12 protein-coding genes are annotated in these 13,694 nt (G+C 61.5%); 3 read left to right on the top strand and 9 right to left on the bottom strand.

Annotated elements, in window-relative coordinates; all coding sequences use genetic code 11:
• Window positions 1-86: 86 nt before the first annotated feature.
• On the bottom strand, window positions 87-1,982 hold the full coding sequence (locus tag PU133_RS05960; protein ID WP_404864458.1) for an acetoacetate--CoA ligase: 1,896 nt from the start codon (window positions 1,980-1,982) through the stop codon (window positions 87-89).
• Between the two features lie 291 nt (window positions 1,983-2,273).
• On the opposite strand from PU133_RS05960, the gene PU133_RS05955 reads away from it, so the two are divergent.
• The gene (locus tag PU133_RS05955; RefSeq protein ID WP_404863883.1) at window positions 2,274-4,076 is read left to right on the top strand and encodes an AsmA-like C-terminal region-containing protein; all 1,803 of its coding nucleotides are present in this window, start codon (window positions 2,274-2,276) and stop codon (window positions 4,074-4,076) included.
• Window positions 4,077-4,123: 47 nt separating this feature from the next.
• On the opposite strand, the gene PU133_RS05950 is transcribed toward PU133_RS05955, so the two are convergent.
• The 5 genes from PU133_RS05950 to PU133_RS05930 form a co-directional block, all read right to left on the bottom strand.
• Window positions 4,124-4,942, bottom strand: a complete 819-nt coding sequence (locus tag PU133_RS05950; RefSeq protein ID WP_404863882.1) for an ABC transporter permease subunit — start codon at window positions 4,940-4,942, stop codon at window positions 4,124-4,126.
• Entirely contained in the window at window positions 4,939-5,844 is a 906-nt protein-coding gene (locus tag PU133_RS05945) for an ABC transporter permease subunit (protein WP_404863881.1), read from the bottom strand. The genes PU133_RS05950 and PU133_RS05945 overlap by 4 nt, the downstream gene beginning before the upstream one ends.
• A gap of 2 nt (window positions 5,845-5,846) precedes the next feature.
• Window positions 5,847-6,923: an ABC transporter ATP-binding protein gene (locus PU133_RS05940; protein WP_404864457.1), complete on the bottom strand. Its 1,077-nt coding sequence runs from the start codon at window positions 6,921-6,923 to the stop codon at window positions 5,847-5,849.
• A gap of 138 nt (window positions 6,924-7,061) precedes the next feature.
• The gene (locus PU133_RS05935) at window positions 7,062-8,153 is read right to left on the bottom strand and encodes a polyamine ABC transporter substrate-binding protein (protein WP_404863880.1); all 1,092 of its coding nucleotides are present in this window, start codon (window positions 8,151-8,153) and stop codon (window positions 7,062-7,064) included.
• A gap of 176 nt (window positions 8,154-8,329) precedes the next feature.
• On the bottom strand, window positions 8,330-9,772 hold the full coding sequence (locus tag PU133_RS05930) for a short-chain fatty acyl-CoA regulator family protein (RefSeq protein WP_404863879.1): 1,443 nt from the start codon (window positions 9,770-9,772) through the stop codon (window positions 8,330-8,332).
• A gap of 210 nt (window positions 9,773-9,982) precedes the next feature.
• On the opposite strand from PU133_RS05930, the gene aceA reads away from it, so the two are divergent.
• Together aceA and PU133_RS05920 are read left to right on the top strand one after the other, a co-directional pair.
• Window positions 9,983-11,272, top strand: coding sequence for an isocitrate lyase (aceA, locus tag PU133_RS05925; protein ID WP_126008632.1), 1,290 nt, complete (start codon window positions 9,983-9,985; stop codon window positions 11,270-11,272).
• Between the two features lie 90 nt (window positions 11,273-11,362).
• Entirely contained in the window at window positions 11,363-11,596 is a 234-nt protein-coding gene (locus tag PU133_RS05920) for a hypothetical protein (RefSeq protein ID WP_404863878.1), read from the top strand.
• Window positions 11,597-11,633: 37 nt separating this feature from the next.
• Here PU133_RS05920 and PU133_RS05915 read toward each other — a convergent pair whose 3' ends face one another.
• Genes PU133_RS05915 through PU133_RS05905 form a run of 3 tightly spaced genes read right to left on the bottom strand, consistent with a single transcriptional unit; the run spans window position 11,634 to window position 13,661 of the window.
• Window positions 11,634-12,119 carry a DUF4112 domain-containing protein gene (locus tag PU133_RS05915; protein WP_404863877.1) on the bottom strand — a complete coding sequence of 162 codons (486 nt, stop codon included), beginning with the start codon at window positions 12,117-12,119 and terminating at the stop codon, window positions 11,634-11,636.
• Window positions 12,088-12,912: a DUF1206 domain-containing protein gene (locus tag PU133_RS05910; RefSeq protein ID WP_404863876.1), complete on the bottom strand. Its 825-nt coding sequence runs from the start codon at window positions 12,910-12,912 to the stop codon at window positions 12,088-12,090. Before PU133_RS05910 ends, PU133_RS05915 begins: the two co-directional genes overlap by 32 nt.
• On the bottom strand, window positions 12,912-13,661 hold the full coding sequence (locus PU133_RS05905) for a phosphatase PAP2 family protein (RefSeq protein WP_126008624.1): 750 nt from the start codon (window positions 13,659-13,661) through the stop codon (window positions 12,912-12,914). Before PU133_RS05905 ends, PU133_RS05910 begins: the two co-directional genes overlap by 1 nt.
• Window positions 13,662-13,694: the final 33 nt, after the last annotated feature.

Below are 13,694 nucleotides of genomic sequence, written 5' to 3'. Positions count from 1 at the left end.
TTGGTTAATTTGATCGAAAGGGCTGGTTAACCATCATCCTCCGAAAAAGACCGTTCATTCAATGGGGCGGCTACCGCCGGGCCGCTTCAACTGCTGAGCTCAGGCAGGTCGATGAACAGATCCAGCGCTTGCGGATTGGCGAGCGCCTCCTTGTTCTTGACCGGTCGGCCGTGAACGACATCGCGCACGGCCAGTTCGGTGATCTTGCCTGATTTCGTGCGGGGAATGTCGCTGATGGCGATGATCTTAGCGGGCACGTGCCGTGGTGACGCACCCTGGCGGATGCGCGTACGGATCGACTTCTCGAGGTCTTCGGAAAGGCTCTTCCCATCCGCCATGCGAACGAAGAGCACGACGCGCACGTCCCCATCGAAGTCCTGGCCGATGCAGATCGCTTCGGTGATCTCCGGCATCTGCTCGACGATGTTGTAGATTTCGGCGGTTCCGATCCGTACGCCACCTGGGTTGAGCGTCGCATCGGATCGGCCATGAATGACGAACCCGCCATGCTCGGTCCGCTCGGCAAAATCGCCGTGGCACCAGACATTGTCGAAGCGATCGAAATAGGCCTCGTGGTACTTGGCGCCATTCGTGTCGTTCCAGAAGCCGATCGGCATGGAAGGGAACGGCTTGTGGCAGATCAGTTCGCCTTTCTCGCTGACGACCGGCTTGCCGTCGTCGTTCCAGACATCCGCCGCCATGCCGAGCCCCGGACCTTGAATTTCGCCGCGCCATACGGGCTTGGTCGGGACGCCGAGCACGAAACACGCGCAAATGTCCGTGCCGCCCGAAATCGATGCGAGATGCAGATCGCTCTTGATCCCCTCATAGACAAACGAGAAGCCTTCGGGCGAGAGCGGCGATCCGGTGGAGGTGAGCAGCCGCAGCGCCGACAGATCGTGATCGCGGCCAGGCGCGAGGTCCGCCTTGCGCACCGCATCGATGAACTTCGCCGACGTGCCGAAGACGGCGAAGCGCTCGGCGGCGGCATAGTCGAACAGCACGTTACCGTCGGGATAAAAGGGCGAGCCATCGTAAAGGCAAAGCGTGGCCCCGACCGCCAGGCCCGAGACGAGCCAGTTCCACATCATCCAGCCGCAGGTCGTGAAATAGAATAGCCGTTCCCCGGACCGGATGCCGCAATGGAGACCATGCTCCTTTAGGTGCTGCAGCAGCATGCCTCCAGCGGAGTGGATGATGCATTTGGGCACGCCCGTCGTGCCGGAGGAGAAGAGGATATAAAGCGGGTGCGCGAATGGCAGCCGTTCGAACGTGACGGCCTGCGGCTCATAGGCTGCGATGAATTGGGGAAGCGTGGTCGCGTTCTTCAGCTGCCCGGCGACGCCGTCCGCCTTGCCGAGATAGGGGATGATCAGCGTCAGCTCGGGCGCCAGTGACGCTTCGATCGGCACGAGCTTGGCGGAGACGTCCTGTTCCTTGCCATTGTACCAGTAGCCGTCGCAGGCGATGAACAGCTTCGGCTCAATCTGGCCGAACCGGTCGGTCACGCCTCTTTCGCCGAAATCCGGCGAACAGGACGACCAGATGGCACCGATCGATGTGGCGGCCAGCATCAGCGCTACGGTTTCCGGCATGTTCGGCAGCATCGCGGCCACGCGGTCACCGGCTCCGATGCCCATGGCACGCATGGCCTGCTGCAGGCGCGACACCAGCGCGTGCAATTCATCCCAGGAGAGCCGCGTTTCGATCTTGTCTTCGCCGCGGAAGATGATCGCATCGTCGCCACCTGTCCGTGACAGCAGGTTTTCGGCGAAATTCAGCCGCGCATCCGGGAAGAACGATGCTCCCGGCATCCGGTCGAGATGCTCCGCAAGCGTCTCGCCCTTCTCGCCCCTGACCTCGAAATAGTCCCATACGGACGACCAGAAGGAAGGAATGTCGGCGACCGACCATGCGTGCAGCGCGTCGAACGTATCAAACGTCTTGTCGGCTCGCGCACCGGCAAAGCGCGCGAATTCCATCATGCGGCTGGCGTCGATGTCAGCGCTCGAAGGCGTCCAGAGCCATTGATTGTCGTCCGTCTTCATCGCTTAATTCATCTCCCTGAGGCTCACGCGATATCCGCATAGCATTGTGCGGACCGCTGTTGAAGGAGCGGCGACCCACGGCTGCCCGTCCTTCGCTTTGATTGCATTTGCGGAAAGGAGGCTCTAACCACAGGGCAGGATCATCGCATTCTGCTTTTCGGAAACACGCATTTGGTCGCTGACGACACATCCCGGCAAGGCTTCAGGCGCGTCCGATGGCTCCTCGTGCTTGTCCTTGCCGTCGCTCTCATCATCGGCGGCGCGCTGAGTATCCCTCTCTTTGTGTCCGAGCAGCGGATCGGCGAACATCTCCGCATCGAGCTGGAAGATGCGACCAGTCACCGCGTCGATTTCGATCCCGCCGTGGAGATCATCTTCTTCCCGGTTCCGAGCATCAAGATCACCAACGTCACGATCCATTCCGATTCCGATCCTGAACAGCCTTTGCTGACGGCAGAAACCATCGAGGCCGATTTCGGTCTGGCATCCGTGGTGCTCGGTGGTCCGGAGTTCTCAGACATTGCCCTGCAGCGCCCTGTTGCACGTGTGGTGCTGGACGAAAACGGCGTCAGCAACTGGCATGATGCAGACCACCTTTCGGCGACAGACGAAGAGCTGGAGAGCACCAGCGGAGCCGAGGCGCAGCCTTTCGCCTTCGACATGTCACGGATCGGCAATCTCGAATTTCGCGACGGCACGCTTCTCTACGATGACAGACGCAACGATCGCAGCGAAAGCGTCAGCGCGATCAACGGCAATCTGGTCTGGCCACGGGTCGGCATGGGAGCGCGGCTGGAACTCGGCGGCGTTCTGCGCGGCGAGCCCGTGCGCCTGGTCGTCAATGCCGAGCGGCCGATCGAACTGCTGAACGGCACGCCGGCGCCGCTCCGGCTCAACGTGTCCTCTGAGCTTCTGACGTTCAATCTCTCGGGCACGGCAAACCTCGCTTCAGCATCGCCATCCTTCAACGGGGACCTGGAACTCTCCAGCCCCTCTGTGCGCCGTGCGCTGCAATGGTCCGGGACAGAACTGAAGCCCGGAGAAGCGATCAGCGCGCTCGAGCTGGAGGCCGAAATTCAGGCTGCGGCGGGCCAGGTGAACCTAGCCAATGTGCTGCTCGACATCGACAACAATCGTGGGATCGGAGCGCTTTCTCTCAATTGGACCGAAGGTGCGCCACCGGCCATCTCCGGGACCCTGGCCTACAGTGCGCTCGACGTCGGCGCGTTCCTGAACGCGTTTGCGCCCCTGCCACTCGATGGCGGACAGCTGACCCCGTCGATCGACACGGGTTTTCTGCGTCAGCTCGGGCTTGATCTTCGTTTTTCCGCACAGACCGCTCGCATCGGACGGCTGGAACTTCAAAATCTCGCAGCAGCCGCGCGGATCGAACGCGGGCGCGCTTTGTTCGACATCGGCGATGCCTCCGCCTATGGTGGCCACATCATGGGCCGTATCATCATATCGGAGAACGGTTTCGATGGTGGCGGCGAAATCCAGCTTACGGCCGAGAACGTCGATTTCGGTGCCGCCTATCAGGCCGTAGGTGTCACAGGTCCGCTGCCGCGCGGCCGTGGCACGCTCAATCTCACCGTCGCTTCGCCCAACCCCGTCTGGGCAACGACTGCACGCGACCTGCAGGGCCGGCTTGAAATGGCGATGGGCGAAGGATCGATCCCGGGCTTCAACCTGCAGACATTCCGCACGCTGGCCTCCCAGGAACGGTTCTTCAGCCTCACACGCGCATCGGAAGGCGAGTTGCCGTTCCGCTCCGCACGCTTCGCCACCACCTTCGCCAATGGCACGGCGGAGATCGACATGGCCGAGATCCTGTCCGGAAACACGACGGTCGCGCTGTCTGGCCTTATTCCATTCGATCGCGGCAGTCTTGCCATGTCGGGAGCGATCACCGATGCGCCGGCTCAAGCCGCCGAGGGTGCCGAAGCCCCCGCGGCTCCGCCGGCCTTGCGGTTCTTCGTCGGCGGCTCCTGGCCTGCCCCGGTGATTTCGCCTGTGATGGGCAACTGACGGGATCAGCGCGGGTCTACGCGCTTAAGGGCTAGAGTCGACCAACCTCAGCCGGCTCGGGCAAGCTGCTCGGCACGCTCGCGCTGGACCATGCTGCGTTTGTTGATCACCGAAGCGATGATGACCGCCGTCGTCACCAACGCGATCAGCACCGTGCACACCGCATTGATCTCCGGCGTCACGCCAAGCCTGACCTGGCTGTAGATCCGCATCGGCAGCGTCGTCGCGCCGGAGCCTGACGTGAAGCTCGCGATGACGAGATCGTCCAGCGACAACGTGAAGGCGAGCATCCAGCCGGCGATCACCGCCGGCGCGATCACTGGCAACGTCACCGTCAAAAACGCCTTGAGCGGCGTGCAGCCAAGATCCTGCGCCGCTTCTTCGAGCGACCGGTCGAATGTCACCAGCCGCGATTGAACCACCACCGCGACGAAGCACATGGAGAACGTGGTGTGCGCCAGCATGACGGTGAAGATCGTGCGGTCGAGATTCATCGCGATGAAGAGCAGCAGCAGCGACAGGCCGGTGATCACTTCCGGCATGACGAGCGGCGCGAAGACCATGCCGGAGAAGAGCAACCGCCCGCGAAAGCGCGTGACCCGGACGAGGACCACGGCTGCCAGCGTACCGAGCAACGTCGCCGCTGTCGCCGACACGAGCGCGACCCGCAGCGTCACCCATGCCGCGTCGAGAAGCGCCTGGTTGCGCAGCATTTCGCCGTACCAGCGCGTGGAGAAGCCTGCCCAGACCGTGACCAGCCGGGACTCGTTGAACGAGTAGATGATCAACAGCAGGATCGGGATGTAGAGGAAGGCAAAGCCTACCACCACGGAGACGATGTTGAAGCCGGACCAGTGCCTGTTCATCGTGTATCGGCCTCGCGCGTGCGCGCCTGATAATATTGGAAGATCACGATCGGCACGACCAGGATCAGCAGAAGCAGCGTGGCGACCGCCGATGCCACTGGCCAGTCCCGGTTGGAGAAGAATTCCACCCAGAGCGTGCGGCCGATCATCAGCGTATCCGACCCGCCAAGAAGATCCGGAATGACGAATTCACCCACGGCCGGAATGAACACGAGCATGCATCCAGCCACGATGCCCGGCAGCGACAGCGGGAACGTGATTTTCCAGAAGGCAGCAAGGCGCGTGCAGCCGAGATCCTGCGCCGCCTCGATCAGGCTCTCGTCCATTCGCTCCAGCGCCGCATAGAGCGGCAACACCATGAACGGCAGATACGAATAAACGATGCCGATATAGACGGCGATGTCGGTGTTGATGATGGTAAGCGGCTGGTCGATCACGCCGAGCCACTGCAGGAACTGGTTGAGCAGCCCTTCACGGCGCAGGATGCCGATCCAGGCATAAACGCGGATCAAGAAGCTCGTCCAGAACGGCAGGATGACCAGCATTACCAAAAGCGGCCGCCAATGCGCCGGCGCGCGCGCCATGCCGTAGGCGAGCGGATAGCCGATGGCGAGCGCCAGCACCGTCGAGACGAAGGCGATCTTGAGGCTCGAGAGATAGGCGTTGAGGTAGAGCGGGTCTTCGGTCAGCCACAGATAATTGTCGAGAGACAGCTGCCGCAGCTTCTCCATCCAGACCGCAAACCCATCCGTCCACTCGAACACCGGCAGATAGGGCGGGATCGCGATGTTGGTCTGCGAAAACGAGATCTTGAAGACGAGGAAGAACGGAACGAGGAAGAAGATCAGCAGCCAGAGATAGGGAATGGCGATCAGAAGCCATCTGCGTGCGGCAGCGCCCATCGTCAGCGCTCCAGAACGACGCCGGCATCTTCCGCGAAGGATAGCCAGACGCGATCGTGATAGGTGAAGACCTCCGAGCCGCTACGCGATGCGTTGACGACGCTGGCCTTGATGATCTTGCCGCTGTCGAGCTTGACGTGGAAGATCGACATGTCGCCGAGATAGGCGAGATCCCAGACCTCCCCTTCCACCGCATTGACGCCGGAATCCGGCTTCGTATGGGTGACGGCGATCTTTTCGGGACGCAGTCCAAGTGTCAGACGACTGCCAATGCTACGCGACTGACCATCCACCATCCGCAGTGCAAAGCCCTCCGGCGACTGCAGTTCCGTCAAAGCCGCGTCTGAGCGGGTCACTTCGCCGTCAAACAGATTGATGCTTCCGATGAAGTCGGCGACGAACCGGGAATTCGGCGCTTCATACACTTCAGCCGGCGTCGCCACCTGGCGGATCTGGCCGGCATCCATGACGGCGATGCGGTCGGCCATGGTCATCGCCTCTTCCTGGTCGTGCGTGACGACCACGAAAGTCAGGCCGAGATCATATTGAAGATCGGTCAGCTCGAACTGCGTTTCCTCGCGCAATTTCTTGTCGAGCGCGCCGAGCGGCTCGTCGAGCAGAAGCACCTTCGGCTGCTTGGCGAGCGCCCGGGCAAGCGCCACGCGCTGCCGCTGGCCACCCGACAACTGATGCGGCTTTCGGCCGGCGAACTCCGACATCTTTACGAGCTTCAGCATCTGCGCGACGCGCTCGGCGATGGCGGGCTTTGCCATCTTCTCCTGCTTCAGACCGAACCCGACATTGTCGACAACGGTCATATGCGGAAAGAGCGCGTAGGACTGGAACATCATGTTGAGCGGACGCCGATAGGGCGGCACGCCCGTCAGATCGACACCATCGAGAAGGATCGCGCCTTCGTTCGGCGTCTCGAAGCCGGCCAGCATGCGCAAAAGCGTGGACTTGCCGCAACCCGAGGCGCCGAGAAGCGCGAAGAACTCACGTTCGTAAATGTCCAGCGAAAGGTTGTCGACCGCCGTGAAGTCACCGAAACGCTTCGTCACGTTCCGAATAGAGATCATCGCCTTGGCGTTCGGATCGGACCACGGCGCGAACGAGCGCCGAATATTGCCAAGGGATCTCATGCGGTTCTGCTGCCCATGAATTGCGGCCGGCTGGCCAAGGGCGCGGGCGCGACCGACCGCGCCCGCGGATCGTGATTATTGGCCGCTTTTGACGCGCGTCCAGGCGCGCGTGATCAGGCGGTTGGCCTGCGCGTCATAGGGCGGCTTGGTGAAGAGCGCTTCCTGCGCCTCGGCAGGCGGATAGATCGCCGGATCGCCGATCACGTCTTCCACCAGAAACTCCTGCGAAGCCTCGTTGCCATTGGCGTAGTAGACGTAGTTCGAGGCCTTGGCGATGACTTCAGGACGCATCAAATAATTGATGAACTCGTGCGCTTCCTCGACATTGCGCGCATCGGCCGGGATGGCGAGTTGGTCGAACCACATTTCGGCACCCTCGACCGGGATCGCGTAGCCGACTTCGACACCCGCATCCGCTTCGGCGGCACGGTCGCGCGCCTGGAAAACGTCGCCCGAATAGCCGATCGCCAGGCAGATATCGCCGTTGGCAAGGCCATTGATGTATTCCGACGAGTGGAATTTCTCCACATAGGGCCGGATCTGCATCAAGGCTTCTTCGGCAGCGGCGATATCTTCAGCCGATGTCGAGTTCGGATCGCGGCCGAGATAGGCAAGCATCGCCGGGAAGATTTCGATCGGCGAGTCCAGCATGTGAATACCGCAATCGGCGAACTGCGCGGCGATCTCCGGATCGAACACGACGGACCAGCTGTCGATGCTGTCCTCTCCGAGAATTTCCTGCACCTTGCCGACATTATAGCCGATGCCGTTGGTGCCCCACATGTAGTTGACCGAATAGGCGTTACCCGGATCGAAGACCGCTGTGCGTTCGGTCACGAGGCTCCACATATTGCCGATATTGGTGAGCTTCGACTGGTCGAGCTCCTGGTAGACGCCGGCAGCGATCTGCCGAGACATGAAGGACGCGGTCGGAACGACCACATCGTAGCCCGAACCGCCCGCCAGCAGCCGCGTCTCCAGCATCTCGTTGGAATCGTAAACGTCGTAGACGACCCTAATACCCGTTTCAGCGGTGAATTCCGCCAGGATTTCATCGTCAATATAATCCGACCAGTTGAAGACGTTGACCACGCGGTCTTGCGCCCCGGCAGCCACCGTTCCTGCAAGCAGGATTGCGACTGTGCTCAAAACTCGGCTGTTCTTCATGATCGAGGCTTCCCTGTATGTCCGTTTTGCCCGTTTGCCCGTCTTTGCGGGATTGATGGATTGGGCATTCTGTTGGCTGAAAACTAGGCGGGAAAGCCGGGCCTCACAAGCTTAAATTCATGGCAAGTCGCGCCCGCTTTCCAAGCAGCACCGCCCATGCTGTCCACCCGCAGGACTTACTGAAAGTCGAAGGCACTGAGACCGGTGACCATTTCATCGAGCCCAAGCGGTCGCGTCACCGGCGGCTCGGCGCGCGCAAGGCAACCCTGTCGCTCACATAGGCGGCACGCCGCACCGACTTTCGTTGTTTCCCGGCCCACCGAGGATCCAGCCGCACGCCTGGTCTCGATAGCCCCACCATAGATGATGTCGTCGCGAAACCCTATGTCGCAGCCAAGCAGCAACGCAGTGCGCCGCACCCGCTCGTTGAAGGCCGCCTGCGGCCCTTCCAGAGTACGCGACACGACCAGAAACTCGGCACCATCGGTGAGTTCGACGGCGTCGACGAGGATCTGCCCCGGCTGTGAGAAGGCAGCGTGAATGTTGAGCTTCGGGCAATCACCGCCGAAGCGCGCATGCGGATAGCCCTTGGCGCCTGAGCGCCGAAACTTGTGGCCCGCATTGTCGATCTCCAGCAGGAAGAAGGGGACGCCCTCCTGCCCGGGCCGCTGCAGTGTCGTGATCCGGTTTGCGACATGCTCATAGGATACGCGAAATCGGGATCTGAGAACGTCGATGTCATAGCGCGCGCGCTGCGCTGCCGCGAGAAAGGCGCCATAAGGCATCATCAGCGCATGCGCAGCATAGCGCGCGAGCTCGAAACGGGCGAGCCGACGCGCTTCGTCGCCTTCGAGACCAAGCGTATCGAGCGCAGCTCCGATCTCGTCGCGCAAGGCCAGCTGGCAGGCCTCCATCGCAACCTCGCGCAACTGGTCGAATGGCGACAGACGCTCCGACAGAAAAAGCCGCATGGAATGCCGATCGTAGCGACGGCGCAGATTCGGCATCGCATGAACCGGCAGGGCCCGCACGACGATCCCATGTTCGCGGCTCAACCACGCCCGAATGGCACCCGTCAAATCCTCGCCAGGCGCCAGCCGGTCATGAAAAACCTCTGCGGCCTTGTCGATGGCTGCAAAATGGTTGGACCGGCGCTCGAAGGTTTCGCGAACGACATCGATCGGCAGCTTGGCACCTGCGGCAACCGTCTCGTGCCCCTCGCGCGCCAGCAGGCTGGAGAGATCGGAGAGGCGCTCCGCCTGTTCTCGATAGGCCCGATAGAGTTTCACCATGCCCGCCGCCGCATTCGGCGCAGCCTCCGAAATCTCGATCAGTTCCTGGTCGCCGGGCAGCTCACCGGCCAGAAGCGGATCGGAAAAAATCTCCTTGAGCGCGGTTACCGATGCGGGTGTCTCACCCTGCAAGGCATCAAGATCGATCTTGAATGTGCTGGAAAGCTTCAGGAGCAATTGGACGGTCAGCGGCCGCTGATTACGCTCGATCAGGTTGAGATAGGACGCCGATATGCCGAGCGCCTCGGCCATCGCCGTCTGGGTCATATCCATGCCGTTGCGCAGCCGACGCACGCGCGGCCCGGCGAAAATCTTCTGATCGGCCATTTGTGAAGACCTTTACATCCCAGCCGCCTTTACAGAATTGACAGATTTACAGAAGCGCATTGTAAATTCAAGCACAGCTTGACCCTTTTCAATGCCATACAAGCCCTTATTTCCTGGCGGCCTACCGCAGCGCAATGTAAACCTTGTCACATCAACATAGCGCAACGGAGCGGCATAGAGATCGCCGCCTCCAGCAGTCGGAGAAGTGCCATGACAGATTTTTACAACCTCGTTCCTTCCGCTCCCGAAGGCCGCTTCGATGGCATCGAGCGCCCCTATTCGGCCGAGGACGTGAAGCGTCTGCGTGGCTCGGTGCAGATCCGCTACACGCTCGCCGAAAACGGTGCGAACCGGCTGTGGGATCTCATCCGCTCGGATGACTTCGTCAACGCGCTCGGCGCGCTGTCCGGTAACCAGGCCATGCAGATGGTCCGCGCTGGCCTCAAGGCCATCTACCTCTCCGGCTGGCAGGTCGCGGCAGACGCCAACACGGCATCGGCCATGTATCCCGACCAGTCGCTCTACCCGGCCAATGCTGGCCCGGAGCTCGCCAAGCGGATCAACAAGACGCTGCAGCGCGCCGACCAGATCGAAACATCGGAAGGCAATGGCCTGTCGGTCGACACATGGTTCGCCCCGATCGTCGCCGATGCGGAAGCCGGCTTCGGCGGCCCGCTCAACGCCTTCGAGATCATGAAGGCCTATATCGAGGCGGGCGCCGCCGGCGTTCACTTCGAAGACCAGCTCGCATCCGAGAAGAAGTGCGGTCATCTCGGCGGCAAGGTTCTGATCCCGACCGCGGCCCACATCCGTAATCTGGATGCTGCCCGTCTCGCAGCCGACGTGCTGGGTGTCCCCTCGCTCGTCATCGCCCGCACCGATGCGGAAGCCGCGAAGCTTCTGACATCGGACATCGACGAGCGTGACCAGCCCTTCGTGGATTATGACGCCGGCCGCACGACGGAGGGCTTCTACCGGGTCAAGAACGGCCTTGAGCCGTGCATCGCCCGCGCAGTCGCCTATGCCGAACATGCGGACATGATCTGGTGCGAAACCTCCAAGCCCGATCTCGATCAGGCCCGTCGTTTCGCCGAAGGCGTGCACAAGGTGCATCCGAACAAGATGCTCGCCTACAATTGCTCGCCCTCGTTCAACTGGAAGAAGCATCTGGACGACGCGACGATCGCCAAGTTCCAGCGCGAACTCGGCGCGATGGGCTACAAGTTCCAGTTCATCACGCTCGCCGGCTTCCACCAGCTGAATTACGGCATGTTCGAACTCGCCCGCGGCTACAAGGATCGCCAGATGGCGGCCTATTCGGAGCTGCAGGAAGCGGAATTCGCGGCGGAAGTAAACGGCTACACGGCGACCAAGCACCAGCGCGAAGTGGGCACCGGCTATTTCGACGCCGTGTCGATGGCGATCACCGGCGGCAATTCCTCCACCACTGCCATGGGTGAATCGACCGAGCACGCCCAGTTTCGCCCGGCGGCTGAATAAAGTTCGAAACTGCGTGGCGACGTATCGCCGCCACGCCTCAAGCCTTCCACCAATTTGCGCCTCAGGCGCCTGAAAACGGAGATTACCGAAATGGCATCGATCTCACGCGTCAAGGAACGGGCTGAAGAGCAGTCATCGGCCATGAGCGACGACCAGCAGAGCGCAATCCGCATGCTGGCCAACGACCTGCACCGCCTCAACCAGTCCGTCATGAAGGCCGTCGACGCCGGCGTATCCGTCGAACTGGTTCGCTCGGCCCGTCATCACTCAGAGGGAAATTGGGGCGACCTGATGATCCCCGTCATCGTCACGCAAGGCCGCTGACCTCCACCATCACGATGCGTGGCGAAAGCCCGTCGGCTCAAGCGGCCGGCGGGCCTTTGCGTTGTTTTTCCCATGCCGCGCGTTCGCGCTCTTCCTCTTCCAGAAGATGCTCCTTCAGCATGCGGACATTGCGGGTATTCGCCTTGAAGGCGACGTCGACGACCGTGCCGAGGACCGGGATGGAGCCGAAAATGTAATCAAACGCGATGTTGCTGATCATCTTGCGTTTGATGTGTCCCGGAACGCCGAGCTTTTGCGCTTTCCAGTAGATCCAGCCGGCCGCGCCGGCAGCCACGGTGTCGCCCGCAACCGGCACGAGACCGAGCACCGCATCCCAGCCGAAACGGATCCCGAGAAAGCTGAAATTGCGGTCGAACAGCTTCTCCACCTGCTCGAGCCGACGCAGGAGATCGCGCCGTTCGCGGCCTTTCGGGGTATTATCGAAAATCTCGGCGATCGCCGGCCCGTTGGTGCGGTCGTGATCGGCAACCTTATCGCCCGATGGCATCGGCATCTTCGACATTGATCCGTCTCCACACGGCCTCGAGGATCGAGTAGACCGCAAAGGCCGTGAGGCCAACACCCATTGCTCCCAGCAGGATGCCGCCGAATGGCAGCCCCTGAACGAAACTGAGCGCGTCCTCGACGCCGGGCGTGGGCGACCCTTCGCCTCCGGCATTGAGGCCCCGGTAGAATAGCAGGAACGCGACGACCAGAAACGACAGGCCCCGCGCCGTCAGACCCGTTCGCGCGATGGGATGCACGAAGTCCATCACCCGTTGCGGTGCTTCGAAGTGGCGAGCGTAGCCCTTGCGTACGGCCTTGGCGATATGTGCGAAGCCGACGCCGATGAAGACGGCCGTCAATGCATAGGCCACCGCCTGGCTGCCCACGATGGAGACGATGAAGTCGACGATCTGCGATCCACCGCCACCGTCGCCGTCATCGCCCTGCGACCCGTTCCATAGCCCGAATGTAAAGACTGTGAGAATGCCGTAGGTCACGCCCGATGCGATGAGACCGCCGCGAATAGCCGCGCCCTTGAAGCCGAGCCCGTGCTTGTCGGTATCGAAGATTGCCTGGATGAAGCGCCAGATGAGATAAGAGACCATGCCGCACATCAGCAGAATGGCGGTTACGTCGCCAAAGGGCGTGTCGAGGATCGTGCGAAGCGCGTCGCGAGAACCCTGCTGCTCGCCTGAGCCGATGGCGGCCAGGACGGCGAAGAAACCGATGACGATGTAGACCAGTCCACGGGCGGCGTAGCCTGTTCGGGCGAACGGCTTGAACCAGACGTGGCGATGCGGAGATACCATTAAAGTGGGGCCTTGTCGTTGCGGTGAAGATAGCCACGGGCCTGAACGCCGAGTTCGGCAAGCCGTGCACGATTTTCGATCAATGCGATTGCGCACCAGACGATCGATGCCCAGGACAATCCGAGTGCCCATCCCGCAATAACGTCGCTCGGCCAGTGGACACCGAGATAGACGCGCGTCAGCCCTATCGTGACGGTAATGATGAAGACGACGGTTGCGACATAGATCACCTCTGCACGGCTGCGCGCATAACGGATCAGCAGCGCGCCGAGCGTGAGATAGGTGACAGTCCCGACCATCGCATGGCCGCTCGGGAAGCTCGCCGTGTGGATGACATCCAGTTGCTCGACAATATCCGGCCGCGGCCGCTCGAAGAATGCCTTGAGCACGGTGGAAAGGATCGCGCCGCCGGCGACGGAAAAGAGGACGTAGAACGCAGCCCAGCGCCTCGTTGCGACACCAAGATAGCCAGCAACGGCAAGTGTGAGCAGCCCTATGATCGGATAGCCGCCCAAGGCAGTCAGCTCCAGCGCTGTCTCTTCAAGCCAGGGCGGACCGAGTGGATCGCTGGTATCGGCAGGATTGCGCAAAGCCAGTAGAAGGCTTTCGTCGAAATCGAGCCCCTCGCCTTCCATGATCTCTTCGGCAAGCTCGAGAAAGACAAACAAGCCGGCGCCAAGCACCGCCAAAAGGGCGATGGGCCACAAAGCCTTCAAGGTTACTGCCGAACGCAATTCTGTCAGTCGCATGGTTGCCCCTAATCGATCCGTTGGAACGGATGG

This window comes from Georhizobium sp. MAB10 (assembly GCF_045012825.1).
Classification (GTDB): Bacteria; Pseudomonadota; Alphaproteobacteria; order Rhizobiales; family Rhizobiaceae; genus Georhizobium; species Georhizobium profundi.
Note: the sequence above shows the minus strand (reverse complement) of the source record. Positions and strands in the feature narration are given on the sequence as shown.